This is a genomic window from Paenibacillus sp. FSL R5-0887, from assembly GCF_038002305.1.
In the GTDB taxonomy this organism is placed as follows: Bacteria; Bacillota; Bacilli; order Paenibacillales; family Paenibacillaceae; genus Paenibacillus_AQ; species Paenibacillus_AQ odorifer.
Genome location: NZ_JBBOCE010000001.1, coordinates 2611454 through 2630364, shown reverse-complemented (window position 1 = coordinate 2630364; position 18911 = coordinate 2611454). Strand labels below are relative to the sequence as shown.

Sequence of the window (18911 nt, the reverse complement as noted above, 5' to 3'; positions counted from 1 at the left end):
AGAGGAGAATCGCTGCTCTGTTGTTTGATTTCTATCGTATTGCTTACAGAAGAATGATTTCTTCGGCAGTGTTGATTTCTGGTAGACCAGCAAGCTTCACAAGCACATGAGTAGGTACAGCTTTATCAACGGTCAGCAGCATGATTGCTTCGCCACCAACGATTTTACGTCCCACTTGCATGGAGGCGATATTGACATCATTTTCGCCCAGCAATGTGCCCACAAGTCCGATAATCCCTGGTTTGTCGTTATGGGATACTACAATTTGATGTCCTTCAGGAGCGATATCAACCGGGAACTTGTTCACTTGAACAATTCTTTCTCCATAACCTTGCAGCAATGTTCCGGCTACGAGACGTTCTTGGTCGTGATCTGTTTTAAGGGTCACGGTAATCAGATTAGTGAAGCCTTTAGTTTTGGACGCTTTAGTTATTACTACATTAACGTCGCGTGTTTTTGCCAAGTGCATGGAGTTAACGATGTTAACATCCTCAGCGAAGTGGCGGGAGAGCACGCCTTTCACAATATAGCGGGTAAGTGGTTGGGTATCGACATCTGACAGATCACCCGCATACTCAACATGGATTTCACGAATAGCACTATCTGTAATCTGGGTAACAAAGCTGCCCAGCTTCTCACCAAGTGTGAAGTAAGGCTGGAGTTTGTTCATTACGCTTGGAGCAACTGGAGGAATATTTACAGCATTGATGAACGGTTCATTACGCAGAATATGCAGTACTTGTTCCGATACATCGATCGCTACATTCTCCTGAGCTTCAATTGTAGAAGCGCCCAAGTGAGGAGTCACGATAATTTTTGGATGCGACAAGAATGGGTGATCTGCTTGTGGCGGTTCTTTTTCGAATACGTCAAATGCAGCGCCAGCAACAATACCGCTATCAATAGCTTCTACTAACGCCATTTCATCAATTACACCACCACGGGCACAGTTGATGATGCGCATTCCCTTTTTCATCACTTCAAATTGCGGGCGGGAAATCATATGGCGTGTTTCCGGAGTAAGTGGAGTGTGCACAGTAATGAAGTCTGCTCCGCGGACTACATCGTCAACGGAAGCTAATTTTACTTCCAGTTTCTCAGCACGCTCAGCAGTTAAGAAAGGATCAAAAGCAAGGATTTCCATGCCGAAAGCTTTGGCACGTTTTGCCACTTCGCTACCGATTCTGCCCATTCCCAGTACACCTAATGTTTTGCCGCGAAGTTCTACACCCACGAAGGTTTTTCTATCCCAGGTTCCACCAATTGTTTTTGCATAAGCTTGTGGAATGTGACGGGCCAAAGCCATCATCATTGCAAAAGCATGCTCACAAGTTGTAATGGTATTTCCATCAGGAGCGTTGATAACAACAACCCCACGTTGAGTAGCAGCTTCCAGCTTGATATTATCTACACCCACACCTGCACGACCAATGACCTTTAAGTTTTTTCCAGCTTCGATAATTTTTTCAGTTACTGTAGTTTGACTGCGGACGAGTAGACCATCATATTCACCGATGATTGCAACGAGCTCATCTTCACTGAGACCTGTTTTTTTGTCTACAACTACATCTGTTGCGTCCATCAATTGCTGAATGCCCAAATCACTGATTGGATCCGATACTAATACTTTAAACATGGTTTCTTATCCCCCTTAAAGTTGAAAAGCTTTATATGTCGAGGACGCCCTGATGGGCAGTCCACAATACCAGAAGGTTCACGAACTAGTAGAGAAAAACATGTAATAATAGTAGATCAACGCGGTGTCGCACAAAAGAAACAGCGTGCAAGAGTACCGCGAAATCGGTAACTTTGGGCATAAGGTAGTATTTATGGGGATTAAGGAATTAAAAAAACTCCCAACCCCATACTACTGCCGTAGTAAGGGACGAGAGTTATCTTCGTGGTACCACCCTAATTCACTGCAACTTGGAAGAAGCAGCCTCATTGGCCTGCATAGGCCACACTGTTAACGGAGTTGATCCGATTGTACCTACTTTAAGGTTCGATACAATATCTCAGGAGCGCTAAAGATAGCTGTTCGTCACCGGTTTGCACCAACCACCGGCTCTCTGAAGACTTCCAGGATCTTTGTTCCATCATCGGTTTTGAATGATTAATTTTTTCATAATGTAACATGGTATGCAAGTTGTGTCAATAGGCTTTGCAAGCAGCGTTTCTTGAAGTGAACTTCATTTTTCGTTATGATTCAATAACTGGTTCTATTCAAAAAAGAACGGAAGCTGTGGAAGTGTCTCCCTGTTATAATACTGTTCCCGCCATTTTACAAAATCCTGTTCCTGCACAGCACCTGTAGAAATCAACAAGGTTACTGAGGACTGGATATCCGAAAGATTTAATGAGCTTGCAGTGCCTGAGTAAATCATATCGTCTATTTTAGCAGTGATGTCCTGAGGATCATAACCTGCAAAAATTCCGCGATTCAGCATCATGTCAGCGATAGAAGCATTCTTCAAAAGAAGCGGCATTTTTTTCCACTGGATGAAAGACATCGTTTTTAGTTCGCCAGGTGCAGAAGGTATTTTCTGGTTTGTCTTAGAGCCCCATTTTAGCATAGAATCATAGAAGTTCTTTTGTGCTAACAGACCGTACTTCACGGCGCCTGTTGTAAATTCATCATTTTTCAATAACTTGGCTGTCTCTGCACCAGAGGCACTGGTAGAGACTTTGCCGGAGGCCTTAGAAAATAAAGTTAAGCTTTTGAGTACATTGACCTGTGACTGATGTAATAGAGGAGAGTTAGTGAAAATTGAATCTTGATTAACTCTTTCATATTGCTGGTCTGCTAGAATACTTAGATTCTTCATTACTGCCGCATTCATACGAGCATCTGTGCTGCGCGCTAACTTATCTACTTGAATGTTCCAATTCCGCTTGAATTCCCGATAGGGCAAAAATACGTTATGATAGAAAGTAACAAGATCCTGCTGTTGATACGAGCCCGTGAATTCTACTAATCCATTCATGCTTGATTGATTGTCATATTTGGCTTCAGTTTTGTCTGCGCCAACCTTGACGCCAGTAAAAAATGCGGCGAAGGCGCAAACTAGGAAAAACAAAAAAACTAGCGTGTATAACATTTGATTGCGGGACTTACGTTTGCTCATAATAAATGCTCCTTTTTCTGGGGGGATTATCCTATGTATTATGTATTGATAGCAACACTATGGACGGTTTCTCTCTCGGAGCGGCCCGAAAAAAATAAAGAACAGGCAGGTCACGATGAAAAAATTCAAATTTGGCGAGATTAAGGTTAAAAAGGTAGAACCAGGCCAGTTGACAGACCGTCTTCTGCTGCTCAATCTCTATATCACTCAGGGGCTCACATTAATTATCGGTTTGATATGGATATTATTTCAGAAAAGAAATCCTTTTCAGCTATTAATTATTCCAGAAAAAGTACATTTTGTGGCATGGGGCCTTGGTCTTGCTGCTGCAATGCTAATAGTTGACTATTTATTGACACATATTGTCCCTGAGGAAAGCATGGATGATGGTGGAATAAACGACCTTTTATTTCGAAATCGCCCTGTGTGGCATATTATCGTCATAGCAGCAATTGTATCGGTATGTGAGGAGCTCTTATTCCGCGGAGCCATCCAATATTCCATTGGCCCTTATTGGACGAGTATAGTATTTGCTCTTATTCATGTCCGTTATTTACGTCACTTTGTACCTACCGGCTGGGTATTCTTAAGCAGTTATGGTCTTGGATATATTTACATTCAATCGGGCAGCCTCTGGGCCCCTATACTATGTCACTTCTTCATCGACCTGATCTCAGGTCTGGTGATCCGCTATAGGAGGGAATCATGAGTGAGGAATTAAGCCGGGTAAAGTCTCGACAAAAACAACACAAAAGTGAAAGCAAACATCCTGGCAAAGGTAAAAAAGAGAAGCGGACTTCGGAGGCTGTAAAAAAGGTTACTCCTGAAAAGAAGTCTACTCCTATAAAGAAAAATGCTACCGCTCGGGTTTCTACGGCAACTTTATCAAGAAAAGCTCGCCGCCCAGCAGGTTCTGCAAAGCGCTCTTCCACAGGAAGTAAAGAGAAGGACGAAGAATCTGTTCCTTCTCGTTCAGATACTTATTCTTCAGAAAAAGTTCGTTTAAGCAAGATGTTTGTAAATTCTTTGATTTTTACCTTTGTTATTTTGCTAATCGGGCTGCTTTGGTGGGGAATTGAAGGAGCGCCTCCGCTGAGTACATTATGGTGAGCACATGGGCATGGGGAATGGCTTTGGTCATTTTATTGATAGCTGCGGCCGTTGTCATAATCATGGTGATTAATGCTTTTAGAAACAGAATTATTACCGAGGAAATAATGCTAGATTCGCTACCTGAAGAGTTTGATGGATTTCGTATCTTGTTTATAACAGATATCCATCGCCGCCGCCTTCCTTCCGCGCTTCTGACACCATTAAAGGGTGGGGTAGATGTTGTTTTTCTGGGAGGAGATCTAACGGAAAAAGATAGTCCTTTAAATCGTCTTGTCGATAATATGACTCTAGTTACTTCTATTGCGTCTACCTATGTAGTGCATGGAAATCATGATTATCGGGCTAATATTTCAAGGGTAGATGAGATTATTCAGGACAGTGGTGCAAAACTGTTAATGGATGAAAATGTGGCTTTTGAACGTGAGGGAGCTAAACTTTGGTTAACCGGAATTGATTTTCCGAAAAATGGGGGCAAAACTCCATACGGTCCTTTTCCGCCATTAACCACAACCCCTTCTGCTGAAGACACGTGTCGTATTATTCTTGTACATGATCCGCTTTGGTTATCGAAGCGCCAGAGTGTGCCAGCGGACCTGATTCTGGCAGGTCATACGCATGGGGGGCAGGTGATCCTTCCATTTGTGGGTCAAAGACATGTAGAGCATTTCTATCATAAATATGACGCTGGAAAGTTTAGTTGGCCAAGAGGGGACGGTTCCGCAAAAAATGCCCTGCTGCTGATCAGCAGAGGGTTTGGAACAGCACATCTGCCACTTCGTTGGGGCAGTCCTGCTGAAATGCATGTGCTGACACTGCGTAAATCAACCCAATAGGGCTTACTCTTTCCAGTAAGGAAAATTGGTAGCGTAAAAAGAGGGTTCCAAAGCCATGCAAATGGCTTTTGGAACCCCCTTCTATTTTTGTTTGATTCGAAAACAATTGCACTGACGAAGCAACTATCGGACATGTAAAGATGAGAAGATCAACGCATTTTTAGCTCAATGCTGCGCGGATCAACAAAGCTGTAGCCTTTACCCTCAAGTGTAGTGAGCAAGGTATCCAGTCCCTCAACGGTCCATGGTAGCTCATGCATCAGGATATTACTGCCGGAATGCAGCTGATCGGTAACATTACTGATCAATTTTTCTGTCTTACCCGTTTCCTTTTCTTTCATTTCCCAGTCAAGTGAGCCTACAGACCAGGTCATGTATAACATTCCATTCTCAGCCGCGACCTTCTTGCCAACATCCCCGCCGGCACCATGTGGCGGACGGAAAAAGTGAGGAGCTTCTCCCAATGTTTCTTTGACAATATTTTGAACATCTTCGATTTGCTTTTTAACCTCAGTATAGGACTTGTCTTTCAATACAATATGATCCCAGCTGTGGTTGCCGATAATTCCACCGCGGTTATGTATTAACTCCAGAAGCTCAGGATGCTCCTTAACACGATAACCATTTACGAAAAAGATGGCTTTAGCTTGATGTTTGTCCAGAACATCCATCAAAGGGTTAATCATTGCAGCATCTTTAGGACCGTCGTCAAAAGTGAGCAGAACCACTTTTTTATTTGTAGCTTCCTCATTAGGGACGATGTCGTAATTTTTGTTCATATGGTACAGCAGTGGAATTTCAGCGGATGCTTCACCCTTACTGGCTGTACTATTTCCTGTAGTACCTCCATCTGCTGTTGCTTCAGGGGTAGGACTGGCTGTTGCTTCAGGTGCTGGCGCCGTAGTTTCTGCGCTTTGTGTAGCTGCCGCCGTGGGCGGATTGTTTGTGGTGTTTGTTTCCTTGGCTGTATTTCCATTTGCACCGCTGTTGCCACAGGCTGTAAGCAGCAAGGTAGCCAATAGGAGCACTGATGTCATTTTACCCACTTTTTTCAACTCGCTTTCTTGTTATTAGGTTGTATGAGCCGGAATCTTTCCGCGAACACTAAACATGATTTTACCATACAAGGAGGCTGGAAATATGAATACTTCGTCATTTTTATGCGGGGTGCTGATGGGCGCCGCAGCCAGTATGATTATGTCCAAAAAGCGGAATTCTTTAATGTCTTCGCTAGGGCAATCGGGTGGTTCCATGAGTGGGGCTGCAGATAAAGCAAAAGAAAAAATAATCGGTATGGCCACGACTGGTTTTGGTAACACTGCTGTTTCAAGCAGTAATGCTCAAAGTAACGGTTCAAGCAGCGCAACCTCTGATCATAAGACTGAATCACCAGTGAAGTCGAAGGAATCCAATCTTAAATTGTTAAAGGAATTCATTCGCAGCAATCCTGAAGTAAAGAGCGAAGTAGAGCAGATTCTTAAAGAAACGCATACAACCATACCGGGATTGTAACCGTAAAGGACTCCATCAGAATCATTTTGGGGATGAAATATTCCGCAGAATGATTCTTTTTTATTATTCAGGGCCTTGAAAATGGTTTATTCAATAGAGAGGATTTTATATATTTATTTACGTGCATTTATCTCGGCAAAATGATAACATACTTACATAGTAACCATTTTTGGCTCATTACTCGGGACTCATCATACATTATAATAAATGAGCTTGCAAAAGGAGGATCCTGTCATGAGAATAGAGCGATTAAGTCAAGATAAGATACGGATTTTCCTCACTTTTGACGACCTGAGCGAGCGGGGCATCCAGAAGGAAGACATGTGGCAGGAAGTTCCTAAGGTTCATGACCTGTTTACGGAGATGATGGATCAAGCATATAGTGAACTAGGTTTTGATGCCACGGGTCCGCTTGCCGTAGAAGTTTTCGCATTGCCCGCGCAAGGCATGGTCGTTATAGTGACCCGAGGAAAATATGATCACCATCAGTACGGTGCGTCCGGGGAAGAAGAATTGCCAGAAGAGATTTATGAAATGGAAGTTACTCTTGAACAAAGCGACTCCATTGTATATGCATTCCGCGATTTCGAGGTTCTGGTTGAAGCGGCTCATGTGCTCATCGGTAATATTACTTCCCAGGGGAAACTGTATTCTTATAACAATAAATGGTATCTGTATTTCGATCCAAAGGAATTTGAAGAAACGGCGTTGTCAGGTCTTGTTGGCGTACTTGCTGAGTTTGGAGATTCCTCACCGGTCACAGAAGCTGTTCTCGATGAATACGGGAAAACAGTGATGCCGGAGAATGCGGTCCAGTTATTGTGCACTCATTTTAAGCGTCAGGAGTAATTAGGCAAGACTAGGGGCTGATGACCATTGTTTAGGCCGATCAGCCCTAGTCTTGTTGTTGGTGATATGTCGGTCATTCTTGTATCAAAGTTATCATCTACCTTGCTGTGTAACGGCAGTAATAGGGTTTAGGGGTGTAGGGAGGTTATTCGGTGCTCGTGTTATCGGTCATTACGTCGGCAGTAGCGCCGGGACTTGCTCTGTTGACCTTTTTTTATCTGAAAGACAAGTATGATCAAGAACCGCTTCATGTAGTCATTAAAGTATTCTTGCTCGGCCTTCTGATTGTGTTTCCAGTAATGATCATTCAGAGAGGGCTGATGCTGGGACTAAATGGTGGTCCCTACGTGGAGTCGTTTCTCATATCCGCTGGCGTGGAAGAATGTCTAAAGTGGTTTGTGCTGTACCATATGATTTACAATCATACCGAATTTGACGAGCCATATGATGGGATACTATACGCTGTGGCGATTTCGCTCGGCTTCGCAACAATAGAAAATATAATGTACGCTTGGTATAGCAACGCTTCAATCGGATCAATGTTTCTAAGAGCACTTCTTCCGGTTTCTGGACACGCTATGTTTGGTGTGATCATGGGCTACCATATGGGAAGGGCGAAGTTCTCAAAAGGAGTTCATACCCGCAGAATTCTGGTGTTTTCTCTCCTGTTGCCATGGATGTGGCATGGGATATATGACTTTATTTTGAGTACGACAGCCAACTATTGGATATGGTTTATTGTGCCTCTGATGGCTATCCTATGGTATGGAGGTATGGGAAAGGTTGCTAGGGCCAACAGCCGTTCTCCTTTCCGCTTTCTGAAACGTGAAGAAGAGGTTAACCTATAATCGAGATGGACACACTTATATTCGAAGGGCAGTTCCTAGTAAGGAATTCCAGAGAGGAGAGAGGTGTCTTTTTTTGCGTATAAAAGTACGTATCGTTTGCAAACAGTGCGGTGAGACCTACATATTAAGAGGGATTAAAGAGCATGGTGTCATTCAAACCGGCTTTAAACAATGCCTTTGCAGTAATAGCAGTGGCTTTGAGATTGAAGAGAGAGCATGAACGGACGTTATAGTCACATTGTGTAGCAACTTCAGTGCATAAGACTCCTAGTTTATTGTCAAACTAACGCCAATAAGCTATCGAAAGGAGTCTTGTAGCCCTATGTACAAAAGATTAAGTGCTGTAATGTTCCCGCTGACCGCGCTGCTGCTGATTGGTGCGCTTGTGTGGGGTTATCAGGAGAATCAGGAGAAGAATTCAATACTAATTAAGGCGGAGAACCAATATCAACGCGCCTTTCATGATTTGTCCTATCATGTGGACCGTCTTCATGGTGAGCTTGGAAATACGCTTGCGGTTAACTCTGCTTCTAATGGGATGCACCGCAAAGGACTTGTGAATGTGTGGCGGATGACTAGTGAGGCCCAAAATGAGATTAACCAGCTGCCGCTGACCTTGCTGCCATTTAGCAAAACAGAGGAGTTTCTGTCCAAAATCTCCAACTTTTCTTATAAAGCCGGGATTCGTGACTTCACTAAAAAACCTCTGACAGATGGAGAGCTGAGCAATCTAAAAGCATTGTACAAGAACTCAGGAGAAATCTCTAAGGATTTGCAAGAGGTACAAAATAAAGTCATTGGCAATCGGCTGCGCTGGATGGATGTTGAAACGGCGTTGGCGACAGAAAATAAAGCGGAGGACAACACGATTATTGACGGCTTCAAAACGGTAGATAAACGTGTAGGGGCATACCCTGAGCTAGACTGGGGTCCTTCAGTAGCAAGCATCTACGATAAACGTTCCGTCAAAATGCTCGGAGGTACCCCCGTGACTGCCGAAGACATCAAACGTAAGGCGTTGAAGTTCGCGGATGCGGGTTCCAATGCTAAAGTGGATGTTAAAGAAAATGGGAAGAACACCGAATGGCCATCCTATACAGCAACTGTTAGCGCTTCGAATAAGAAGCACACCATTAGTATGGATTTCACCAAAAATGGCGGGTTGCTGATCTCTTATTATGACAACCGTGAGGTTGGCCCTGCCAAAGTTTCTATTAAAGAAGCAGTTACCAAAGCAGAGCAGTTTCTTGAGAAAAAAGGATATCCCCATATGACTGCAGTCAGCGCTGATCGTTACGATAATATCGGGAATTTGACCTTTGTAACCAAACAGAATGATGTATTGATTTATCCTGAAAAGATGACCATTCGTATGGGGCTGGATACAGGTGATACCATCGGTTTTGAGGCCAGCGAATACGTCAATGAGCACAAGGACAACCGGAAGCTTCCAAAACCAAAGCTTACCCTTGCAGAGGCGAGGAAATTTCTGAATTCTGATTTCAAGGAGCAATACAATCGCTTGTCCTGGATTAAAAATGATGATTCCGTCGAGGTCTTGACTTACGAGTTCGGTGGAGGAGTTAATGGCTCAAAGTATCGTATTTACATTAACGCCGAGGATGGCATTGAAGAGTCTGTGGAAGAAATCAGACCTTCTTCGGGGTCTGAGGCAAAATAAAGGGAGGGCGCATCCAGCAGTTGGGTGCGTCCCTTTTTTTTTGCAATATCTATAAAATATATCTGACTGGCTGATATTCCCATGCTATAATCAGGGGTAGTGATAATTACTAAACTGATGTGGCGGTGACATCTTTGTATCCTAAAATTAACGAATATCTATACATACAGGTTGCTTCCAGTGACGCTGCTGAAGCAGAAGTTGAATATAGATCAAGAATTGCAGAGACGGAAGAAGACGCATTCCTGATTGAAATTCCTATGCAGGAGAGCAATGGTCGTCTAAAAAGGCTCTTTATGGGGGACGAGCTTTCGGTTTATTTTTTAACTGAGGGTGGCATCAAAAATTACTTTAATACTTATGTACTGGGCTTTAAAGAAGATGTAATTCGTATGGTCCGGATTCAAAAGCCGGAGACAGATTCGATTTTTAAGATCCAGAGAAGAAGCTTTTTCCGAGTGAATGCAGATCTAGAGCTTGCTGTGAAGGATAGCCTTGGCAAACGGTTCCTGGTTCGTACAGATGATATTGGTGGTGGAGGAATCTCCTTTTTGGTGGATAACCAGGTTAAGCTGGAGGTTGGTAATAAATTGTCCTGCTGGGTACTGGTGCCTTATCGAAACGGAAGCACAGAGCATGTCAATTTTGAAGGTGAAGTAGTGCGCATTAAAAAGCTAGAGAATGGACGCCTTTTAGCGATGTTGAAATTTGTCGCTATTTCAGATTTGGAACGCCAGAAAATTATCCGTTATTGCTTCGAACGTCAGTTTGATTTCCGCAACAGATAAGCATTTTTTACAGCTCTATTAAGCTGTCTGATTTTGCACTGAAGTATAAACTGTGGTATAATTTTATAAGTCGCAGGCAATGCCTGCTTTTTTCTTGATAATATCATCAAGCATAACAATTTATGTGTGCTCCTTGATATTGCAGGAATAGTTTTCGTAACGCTAGATGCTTTTTTTATGAAAGAGTGTTTGAGGAGGAATGCCCCGTTGGATAGGCAGGGTACACATACTTATGACAGAATAAACGTCGCCATCGACGGACCTGCCGGGGCAGGCAAGAGCACTGTAGCCCGATTGGTAGCCCAGAAGTTGTCTTATATCTATGTCGATACTGGTGCAATGTACCGGGCAATCACCTGGTATATGATCCAAGAAGGCATTGAACCGGAAGATCAGCATCGAGTGAACGAGAAGGTTCGCGACATGGTGATTGAACTTATTCCGGAACGAGACATTCAGAAGGTGCTGATTAATGGGGAAGACGTGACCCCACATATTCGGAGCCTTCAGGTTAGCGGCCTTGTGTCGCAGTATGCGAAGATCGAGGATGTAAGATCCAGACTGAGTCAATTGCAGCGTCAGATGGCGCTTCGCAAAGGCGTGGTAATGGATGGCCGCGATATCGGTACAACCGTGCTGCCGGATGCCGAGGTAAAGATTTTTATGACGGCAAGTGTGGAAGAACGAGCTCTCCGTCGTTATAAGGAACTGAGAGACGCGGAATCGGTGACGCTTCAGCAGCTTGAACACGATATTGCAAAGCGGGACCGTCTGGATGAAGGACGGGAGATTTCACCGCTGCGCCGTGCAGAGGATGCTATTCTTCTGGATACGACCTTAATGAATATCGATCAAGTTGTGGAGGCCATTGTATCCCACTGTAGATCTCATGTTGACGGGGAGAGAAATCATTTATGATTTATGCAATTTGTGTTGGATTGCTTCGCTTGATTTACGCAATCCTTTTCCCACTTAAGATTGTGGGGAAAGAAAATGTGCCAAAGGAGGGCGGGGTACTGCTCTGCGCTAACCACATTAGTCTGCTTGATCCAATGACTATTGGAATTAAGCTGGACCGTCAGGTAAAGTATATGGCTAAGGCTGAACTGTTTGAGGTTCCGGTGCTTGGCTGGCTCATTAATAAATTGGGTGCTTTTCCGGTGAAACGTGGCGGCGTAAGCAAAGAATCCATAAAAACGGCCCTTAACACACTTCGTAATGGTAATGTCATGGGTATCTTCCCGGAGGGTACGCGTAACTCTGATGCCGGAGTGGCCAAGAAGGGTGCTGCTAGCTTTGCACTTCGAAGTGGCGCAGCAGTTATTCCAGCGGCTATTATCGGCCAGTATAAACCCTTTCGACGCATGGTCGTTGTCTATGGTGCTCCTGTAGACCTTAGTCAATTTGCCGGTGCGGGGAGCGAATCTCTCGAGGCTGTTACCGATGTCATTATGGATCGCATCCGTGAGATGAAAGAGACAGGTAAACCAAGTGCTAGTTAAGGGATGAGCAGAACAACAAATTTTGCTCAATGTTTTGATTAAATAACGGCATAGCCGCTATTTTTTGGAACATACTATCATCAAGTGTAAGTGAAATATTATGCATTGCTTGTTTTGAACTCTGCTATACGCAGGTTTAAATAAATGGGGTTTTGAATCGAGGAGGCTAATCACATGTCTGAAGAAATTAAAAATCAGGAAGCTGCGGAAAAGAATGAATCCGTAGAAGCGGTGGATTCCGCTGTGACAGAAAATAACGGAGCTGTAGAAGAAGTTGCTGCCGTTAACGAAGAAGAAGTGACTAACCAAGCTGACTTGGAAATCATTTCTCTGAAAAAAGGCGATACCGTGAAAGGAACAATCGTCAAAATCGAAGATAACCAAGCTTATGTAAGCATTGGATATAAATACGACGGTGTGATTCCAATTCGCGAATTGTCCGCAGTACAACTGGACAACGCTGCTGCAGCAGTAGAAGTTGGACAGGAAGTAGAATGTAAAGTTGTCAGCATCAACGACAACAAGGAAAGTCTTGTTCTTTCCAAACGTGCTGTTGATAGTGAAAAATCATGGGAAGATCTTGAGAAATACTTCGCTTCCCAAGAAGCTTTCGAAGTTACTGTGGCTGACGTTGTTAAAGGCGGCCTCGTAGCTGATGTTGGAGCTCGCGGATTTATCCCAGCTTCCATGGTAGAGCGTCACTTCGTTGAAGATTTCAGCGATTACAAAGGGCGTACCTTGCGCGTTAAAGTGAAAGAACTTGACCGTGAGAACAGCAAAGTAATCTTGTCTGCTAAAGAAGTTCTTGAAGAAGAATTCGAAGCTAACAAGCTGAAAATTATGGCTGAACTATCTGAAGGCCAAATCATCGAAGGTACAGTACAACGTCTGACTCAATTCGGCGCATTTGTTGATGTGGGCGGAGTTGACGGTCTTGTACACGTATCTGAAATCGCTTGGAGTCACGTAGAGAAACCTTCTGATGTAGTATCTGAAGGTGATAAAGTACGTGTTAAAGTATTGAAGGTTGATCCTGAAAAAGGAAAAATCAGCCTGAGCATCAAAGCTGCTGCTCCAGGTCCTTGGGACTCTGCTGCTGGCGAAATCAACATCGGTGATGTTGTAACAGGCGTTGTAAAACGTCTTGTGAACTTCGGAGCATTCGTAGAATTGCTTCCGGGTGTGGAAGGTCTTGTGCATATCTCACAAATCTCCCACAAACACATCGCTACTCCACACGAAGTATTGAAAGAAGGACAAGAAGTTCAAGTGAAAGTTCTGGACTTCAATCCATCCGAGAAACGTGTTAGCCTGAGCATCAAAGAAACTGAAGAAGCTCCAGCTCCATCTGCTAGACCTGAACGCAGCAATAGCAGAGACAGAGCTCCTAAAGAAGTTCTGAACAACCCTAACGTTTCCCTTAGCAACGAAGGCCTTAGCTTTACGCTTGCTGAACGTTTTGGTGACAAGCTGGACAAATTTAAGGGTAATAACTAATCCCTAAACGAGCTTTTGAATATACGGGTAAAGTAATCGGCGAGCCCTCGATACGGGGGTTCGCCGATTGTCTTTTTTTCGGAACTGGTCGGATTGATGAGAGTTAACATGATTGTTAGCCAATTTAAATGTTTTTTGCTATGATGAGTAACGTAAGGATGACAGGAGGAATGAATATGGCAAGACCCGTTGTGGCAATCGTTGGGAGGCCTAACGTCGGAAAATCGACGATATTTAATCGGCTGATTGGCGATAGATTAGCCATTGTAGAAGATAAGCCGGGGATTACACGTGACCGGATTTATGGTATTTCAGATTGGAACGGTAAGTCGTTCAGTGTGATTGATACCGGAGGTATTGAAATTGATGGAGAAGATACAATTCTGAAATCAATCCGTGTTCAAGCGGAGCTGGCGATTGAAGAAGCGGATGTTATTGTATTTATGTGTGAGGCGAAGAGTGGTGTGACGAATTCAGATGAAGAGGTAGCTCAGATTCTGTTCCGTTCAGGTAAACCAGTCGTTCTTGCCATCAACAAAGTGGATAATATGAAGCGTGCGGATGATATTTATGAGTTCTATAGCCTTGGTTTTGGCGATCCAATCGGAATTTCTGGTAGTCACGGAACCGGACTCGGCGACTTGCTAGATGCTGTAGTTGAGCGCCTACCTGAGAAAATAGATGATGAATACGATGAGGATGTCATTCGTGTAGCTTTGATTGGCCGTCCGAATGTAGGTAAATCCTCTCTGGTTAACGCGATTTTGGGCGAAGAACGTGTTATCGTCAGCGATATTGCAGGGACAACAAGAGATGCTATCGATACTCCTTTTGAACGTGATGGGCAACGTTATGTGCTTATCGATACGGCAGGTATGCGTAAAAAAGGCAAGGTATACGAGAACATTGAAAAATACAGTGTTATGCGTGCTATGCGTGCGATTGAACGGGCTGATGTGGTCCTCGTTGTAATTAACGGCGAAGAGGGCATCATCGATCAGGACAAGCATATTGCTGGTTATGCACATGAAGCTGGTAAAGCATCTATTTTTGTTGTCAACAAATGGGATGCCATTGTGAAAGACGATAAGACTATGCAGAACTTCGAGACGAAGATTCGTGACCATTTCTTGTTTATGAGTTACGCACCGGTTGTCTTTTTGTCGGCTTTAACCAAACAGCGTTTGCAAAAACTGCTGCCTGTTGTACAGCATGTATCTCAACAGCACGCACTGCGCATTACTACACATTTGGTGAACGACGTTGTATCTGATGCAATCGCGATTAACCCTCCACCAACTGACAAAGGCCGTCGCTTGCGTATTAACTATGTAACGCAGGTTGCGGTTAAGCCGCCTACGATTGTGGTGTTCGTGAATGATCCGTCGCTGATGCATTTCTCCTATGAACGTTATCTGGAGAATAAAATTCGCGCAGCATTTAATTTCGAAGGAACACCAATCCGTCTCTTTACACGGCGCAAATCCGAAAACGAAGGTTAGGGGAGAAGAAGTGTGGCGCTTGAACTTCTGGTTATCGTTGTAAGCTATTTGCTTGGTTCTGTCAGCTTTAGTGTACTGCTTGCAAAGTTGCTAAAGGGAATTGATATCCGTCAATACGGAAGCGGAAATGCGGGAGCTACCAATACACTGCGTGTATTGGGTAAAGGTCCTGCAATACTAGTGCTGTTGCTGGATGTGCTGAAAGGGGTGGCCGCTGTATGGTTAGGAACCTGGGTCGGCGGTTGGGGAACCTGGGTTCCGGCTCTTTGCGGAATCGCTGCCATCATCGGACATAATTGGCCGCTCTATTTTCGTTTTCGTGGGGGGAAAGGCATTGCTACTACGATCGGTGTTATGGCTACGCTTTGTTTATGGCCAGCGCTGCTCGCCGGTATCATCGCCATCCTGTCTATCTTTATCACACGTTACGTGTCCCTTGGCTCATTAATTTTTGTAGCACTGACACCAGTGGCTTTATTGTTGACAGGATTTACACAACCTGTGCTCTGGACCAGTATTATTATTGCGGTCTTCGCCTTCTGGCGGCACCGGACGAATATTGTAAAGATCGTAGAAGGCCGTGAGAACAAGATAGGCTCAAAAGTTAAAGGAGGGAATCGTGTTGTCTGATAAAGTTACCGTACTTGTAGCGGGGAGCTGGGGAACTGCGCTGGCTAGTGTGCTGGCTGCAAACCACTCGGAAGTTTATCTGTGGACACGCAACTCTGATCAAGCTGCCGAGATCAATGGCTCTCATACGAATAATAAGTATCTGCCTGGCATCGCATTGCCAGCTAACATTATTGCAACTACGGATATGGAAACGGCAGTGTCCGGTTCTAAGGCGGTTGTAATTGTAGCTCCGTCTTCAGGAATGCGGCAGGTTGCTCGCAGTCTGAAGCCATTCTGGAAGGATGACATGTTATGTGTTCATGCTACGAAGGGCTTTGAGTCGGAGAGCAATAAGCGGATGTCCATCGTAATTGCAGAGGAACTAGGCTGTGACGAAGGGCAGATCGTCGTCCTCTCCGGTCCAAGTCATGCAGAGGAAGTTGTACGCCGGTGTCCTACAACTGTTGTAGTTGCTTCACCTGATGACAAACGTAGCGCCGAAGCGCAGGAATTGTTCATCAACAACGATTTCCGTGTATATACGAATCGTGATCAGGTAGGGGTAGAGCTTGCCGGAGCTCTTAAGAATATTATTGCCCTTGGTGCAGGTCTATCCGATGGCCTTGGATATGGGGACAATGCTAAAGCAGCGCTTTTGACCCGTGGACTCGCCGAGATATCTCGGGTGGGAGTTGAGCTTGGAGCCAATCCTTTGACCTTTGCCGGCCTTGCCGGAATTGGCGACCTTGTTGTGACGGCTACTAGTCAGCACAGCCGTAACTGGCGCGCTGGGTCCATGCTTGGTCAAGGCAAGCCGCTGGCCGAGGTGCTGGAATCCATGGGGATGGTAGTCGAAGGTATACGTACTACCGAAGCAGCTTATGCAATTTCGCTCAAGCTGGGTGTGCAGATGCCGATTACGGATCAGATTTATCATGTGCTCTTTCAAGGAAGAAGCCCACGCAGTGCGGTTGAAGCCTTGATGGGTCGTGATCGTAAGCCTGAGCTTGAGTCGATCTCCCAGGAAACTTGGGAGCAGTGGCATTCCTGATCCTGTTCACCTTTTTCCGCAAATTCTCATATGTTGTAATGGGGATTGACGGAGGAGGGATGAAAAGTGAGCAGAGATTTTTCCAAGGATGCATTGAACGCCATTAACAAAAAGGCGGGCAAGAACATTACGGAAAGTGCCGTCAAAAAGCTAGCCAGTACGGTAAAGCCAGGAACTACGCAGAATGAAGCCCAGCTCCGCCAGTTAATTAAGCAGGTGTCATCAATGGCGAAAGTGCCGGTCAGTGAAGCTACTGTGCAGGAGATTATCAATGCCGTTAAAAAAGGCGGTGCAGGTTCCAGCACAATGGAGTCTTTAATGAAAATGATGCTTAAAAAATAGCTTTAAGTTGGGTGAGCAAAAGAAAACGGATCAATGAACGATTCCGTCGTCTTTTGCTTTTTTTTATATTCCTGATAATTTTCACGAAGCGTAATTTATTTAAAATAATACATAAAAAATGATGTTTTTTTACAGAAAAGGATAAGGTCATGATATAATAGTCCCTAATAAATTACAGGCGAATGGGGGCTTTGACCATGGATCCGATGACGAAAATGTGGTTATCCCTGATTGCGATGCTGATTATGGGATTATCAGTATTTCTTATAACTTTTGCTCGGAGCAAAACCAAGGGATTGCTTAAGGCTGTACTGTCTATACTTGCTTTTGTCATCATGTTAGTGGGCCTATTGGGCGGAGTTGTTTCAATTATGTAAGCAGTTACATAGTGTTGAGGAAGGAAGTAACATCATGAAATCACAAAAAGGAGTTACCGTTGTATTTCAACCAGAAGGTCGTAAAGCTGTTGTGAACCGTGGCATTTCGTTATTAGAGGCCGCTCGTAAAGCAGGAGTGCCAATTACAACTAGATGCGGAGGCAAAGCAGGCTGCCTGATGTGCAAGGTTACAGTCGCGAAGGAAGAGGCTGCTGCAGTAAGGCCTCCCGGAGAGATTGAGCGGCGTAAGCTTGGATCGGCCTTAGAAGAAGGAACGCGTCTGGCCTGTCAGGCTGCCGTATGGAGCGACGTAACCGTTCAGGTGCCGGAAGATCCACTGAAGGCTGCGGTGCGCCGTAAGCTTGAAGCAGCGCGGCGTGGGGAAGAAGATGAACTGTGGTAGCGTAAGAATGTCACCGTGGGAGGGACTCGGTTGGAGTTTATAGGATATAAAATGAAACTGAAGGCAGGGGCCAAGCTTTTGCTAGGGATGGTATCGCTCGCGCTTACGCTTTCGGGCTGTCTATACCCAGGTGAAGAGAAGCGGGCTAGTGTTAATTATCGGGAAAGTGTTAAACGGATACAAGCAGCCGTTGATGATTATCAACAGGAGGAAGGGGTACTGCCCATTCTTAATGCGGATGAAACTACTCCAAGGTATGAGAAGTTTCGTATTGACCTGGGGAAGTTGAATAATAAGGGATATTTGGATGATATACCGGCTACCGCTTTTGAGCAGGGTGGAAGTGCTTATTTTCTTATTTTGAATGAGGAAATTGATCCTGTGGTGAAGGTGATGGACCTTGTTACGGTTCAAAAGGTGAATGACGTGCAACGACAGGTTAACCGCTATAAATCAGCTCATGGCGGCAACCTGCCTGTGCTTGATGAGCTATACCCCGGATTGTATACCATTGATCATAAGCAGGCGGGTACAAGCTCTATAACCTTAACTAGCGTCTATTCCGGTCAAGTTCTTGACTTTATCATGGATAAGGATGGAACTGTCTACGTAGATTATGTTTTTGATATCATGGCTGCCGTCGATAAGAAGGGTGGAGAGCACGACAAGAATCAGGACTTGCGACTGGATCTGGAGGAAGCTTCATATTACGTTCCCGTAAAGTCTTTGCCGTATCTATGGATTAATAATCAGCCGATCCCACAGCCTCCAAGTTAGAGTTATAGTTTAAAAGCGTCTAAGCTTCGGTTTTATCCGGGGCATTAGGCGTTTTTTGTTAATAACCTTTTAATCTCAGCATCCACTAAAAATAGTTCT

At 44.5% G+C, this 18911-nt stretch carries 21 protein-coding genes and 1 other annotated feature; of the genes, 18 read left to right on the top strand and 3 right to left on the bottom strand.

Annotated elements, in window-relative coordinates:
• Positions 1-43 precede the first annotated feature (43 nt).
• Together serA and MKY14_RS11910 are read right to left on the bottom strand one after the other, a co-directional pair.
• Positions 44-1636, bottom strand: coding sequence for a phosphoglycerate dehydrogenase (gene serA, locus MKY14_RS11915; RefSeq protein ID WP_036676193.1), 1593 nt, complete (start codon positions 1634-1636; stop codon positions 44-46).
• A gap of 242 nt (positions 1637-1878) precedes the next feature.
• Positions 1879-2109: a binding site (T-box leader), on the bottom strand.
• A gap of 110 nt (positions 2110-2219) precedes the next feature.
• Positions 2220-3125, bottom strand: coding sequence for a hypothetical protein (locus MKY14_RS11910; protein WP_076127483.1), 906 nt, complete (start codon positions 3123-3125; stop codon positions 2220-2222).
• 115 nt (positions 3126-3240) lie between these two features.
• Here MKY14_RS11910 and MKY14_RS11905 point away from each other — a divergent pair, with 115 nt between their 5' ends.
• The 3 genes from MKY14_RS11905 to MKY14_RS11895 are packed head-to-tail and all read left to right on the top strand — an operon-like array spanning position 3241 to position 5071.
• Positions 3241-3834 (top strand): CPBP family intramembrane glutamic endopeptidase, encoded by a 594-nt coding sequence (locus MKY14_RS11905; RefSeq protein ID WP_036676197.1) that lies wholly within the window; start codon positions 3241-3243, stop codon positions 3832-3834.
• Positions 3831-4235, top strand: coding sequence for a hypothetical protein (locus MKY14_RS11900; RefSeq protein WP_340976511.1), 405 nt, complete (start codon positions 3831-3833; stop codon positions 4233-4235). The genes MKY14_RS11905 and MKY14_RS11900 overlap by 4 nt, the downstream gene beginning before the upstream one ends.
• 17 nt (positions 4236-4252) lie before the next feature.
• Positions 4253-5071 (top strand): metallophosphoesterase, encoded by an 819-nt coding sequence (locus tag MKY14_RS11895; RefSeq protein WP_340976510.1) that lies wholly within the window; start codon positions 4253-4255, stop codon positions 5069-5071.
• 149 nt (positions 5072-5220) lie between these two features.
• Here MKY14_RS11895 and MKY14_RS11890 read toward each other — a convergent pair whose 3' ends face one another.
• Positions 5221-6108, bottom strand: a complete 888-nt coding sequence (locus MKY14_RS11890) for a polysaccharide deacetylase family protein (protein ID WP_282579788.1) — start codon at positions 6106-6108, stop codon at positions 5221-5223.
• A 103-nt stretch (positions 6109-6211) separates the two neighbouring features.
• Between MKY14_RS11890 and MKY14_RS11885 the strand changes: the two genes are divergently transcribed.
• The 15 genes from MKY14_RS11885 (at position 6212) to MKY14_RS11815 (ending at position 18812) form a co-directional block, all read left to right on the top strand.
• A complete protein-coding gene (locus MKY14_RS11885) occupies positions 6212-6583 on the top strand; it encodes a hypothetical protein (RefSeq protein WP_076127486.1) in 372 nt (123 codons plus the stop codon).
• A gap of 234 nt (positions 6584-6817) precedes the next feature.
• Positions 6818-7432, top strand: coding sequence for a genetic competence negative regulator (locus MKY14_RS11880; protein ID WP_036676203.1), 615 nt, complete (start codon positions 6818-6820; stop codon positions 7430-7432).
• 152 nt (positions 7433-7584) lie between these two features.
• Complete coding sequence (prsW, locus tag MKY14_RS11875) at positions 7585-8280, top strand: glutamic-type intramembrane protease PrsW (RefSeq protein WP_076127488.1); 696 nt, start codon at positions 7585-7587, stop codon at positions 8278-8280.
• 322 nt (positions 8281-8602) lie between these two features.
• Positions 8603-9961 (top strand): germination protein YpeB, encoded by a 1359-nt coding sequence (gene ypeB / locus MKY14_RS11870; RefSeq protein WP_076127490.1) that lies wholly within the window; start codon positions 8603-8605, stop codon positions 9959-9961.
• Positions 9962-10095: 134 nt separating this feature from the next.
• On the top strand, positions 10096-10749 hold the full coding sequence (locus tag MKY14_RS11865) for a flagellar brake protein (protein ID WP_036676209.1): 654 nt from the start codon (positions 10096-10098) through the stop codon (positions 10747-10749).
• A gap of 207 nt (positions 10750-10956) precedes the next feature.
• Entirely contained in the window at positions 10957-11667 is a 711-nt protein-coding gene (gene cmk / locus MKY14_RS11860; RefSeq protein ID WP_254848699.1) for a (d)CMP kinase, read from the top strand.
• On the top strand, positions 11664-12251 hold the full coding sequence (locus MKY14_RS11855) for a lysophospholipid acyltransferase family protein (RefSeq protein ID WP_036676211.1): 588 nt from the start codon (positions 11664-11666) through the stop codon (positions 12249-12251). Before cmk ends, MKY14_RS11855 begins: the two co-directional genes overlap by 4 nt.
• A 174-nt stretch (positions 12252-12425) precedes the next feature.
• A complete protein-coding gene (gene rpsA, locus MKY14_RS11850; protein ID WP_170914203.1) occupies positions 12426-13748 on the top strand; it encodes a 30S ribosomal protein S1 in 1323 nt (440 codons plus the stop codon).
• Between the two features lie 176 nt (positions 13749-13924).
• On the top strand, positions 13925-15250 hold the full coding sequence (gene der / locus MKY14_RS11845; protein ID WP_036676212.1) for a ribosome biogenesis GTPase Der: 1326 nt from the start codon (positions 13925-13927) through the stop codon (positions 15248-15250).
• Positions 15251-15262: 12 nt separating this feature from the next.
• The gene (plsY, locus tag MKY14_RS11840; protein ID WP_036676213.1) at positions 15263-15880 is read left to right on the top strand and encodes a glycerol-3-phosphate 1-O-acyltransferase PlsY; all 618 of its coding nucleotides are present in this window, start codon (positions 15263-15265) and stop codon (positions 15878-15880) included.
• The gene (locus MKY14_RS11835; protein ID WP_076127494.1) at positions 15873-16913 is read left to right on the top strand and encodes an NAD(P)H-dependent glycerol-3-phosphate dehydrogenase; all 1041 of its coding nucleotides are present in this window, start codon (positions 15873-15875) and stop codon (positions 16911-16913) included. Before plsY ends, MKY14_RS11835 begins: the two co-directional genes overlap by 8 nt.
• 66 nt (positions 16914-16979) lie before the next feature.
• Positions 16980-17255, top strand: a complete 276-nt coding sequence (locus MKY14_RS11830; protein ID WP_038572437.1) for a stage VI sporulation protein F — start codon at positions 16980-16982, stop codon at positions 17253-17255.
• A gap of 197 nt (positions 17256-17452) precedes the next feature.
• Entirely contained in the window at positions 17453-17632 is a 180-nt protein-coding gene (locus MKY14_RS11825) for a DUF2768 family protein (RefSeq protein WP_036676218.1), read from the top strand.
• Positions 17633-17666: 34 nt separating this feature from the next.
• Complete coding sequence (locus MKY14_RS11820) at positions 17667-18035, top strand: 2Fe-2S iron-sulfur cluster-binding protein (protein WP_076127495.1); 369 nt, start codon at positions 17667-17669, stop codon at positions 18033-18035.
• Between the two features lie 30 nt (positions 18036-18065).
• Positions 18066-18812 (top strand): DUF3939 domain-containing protein, encoded by a 747-nt coding sequence (locus MKY14_RS11815; RefSeq protein WP_254847661.1) that lies wholly within the window; start codon positions 18066-18068, stop codon positions 18810-18812.
• Positions 18813-18911 lie beyond the last annotated feature (99 nt).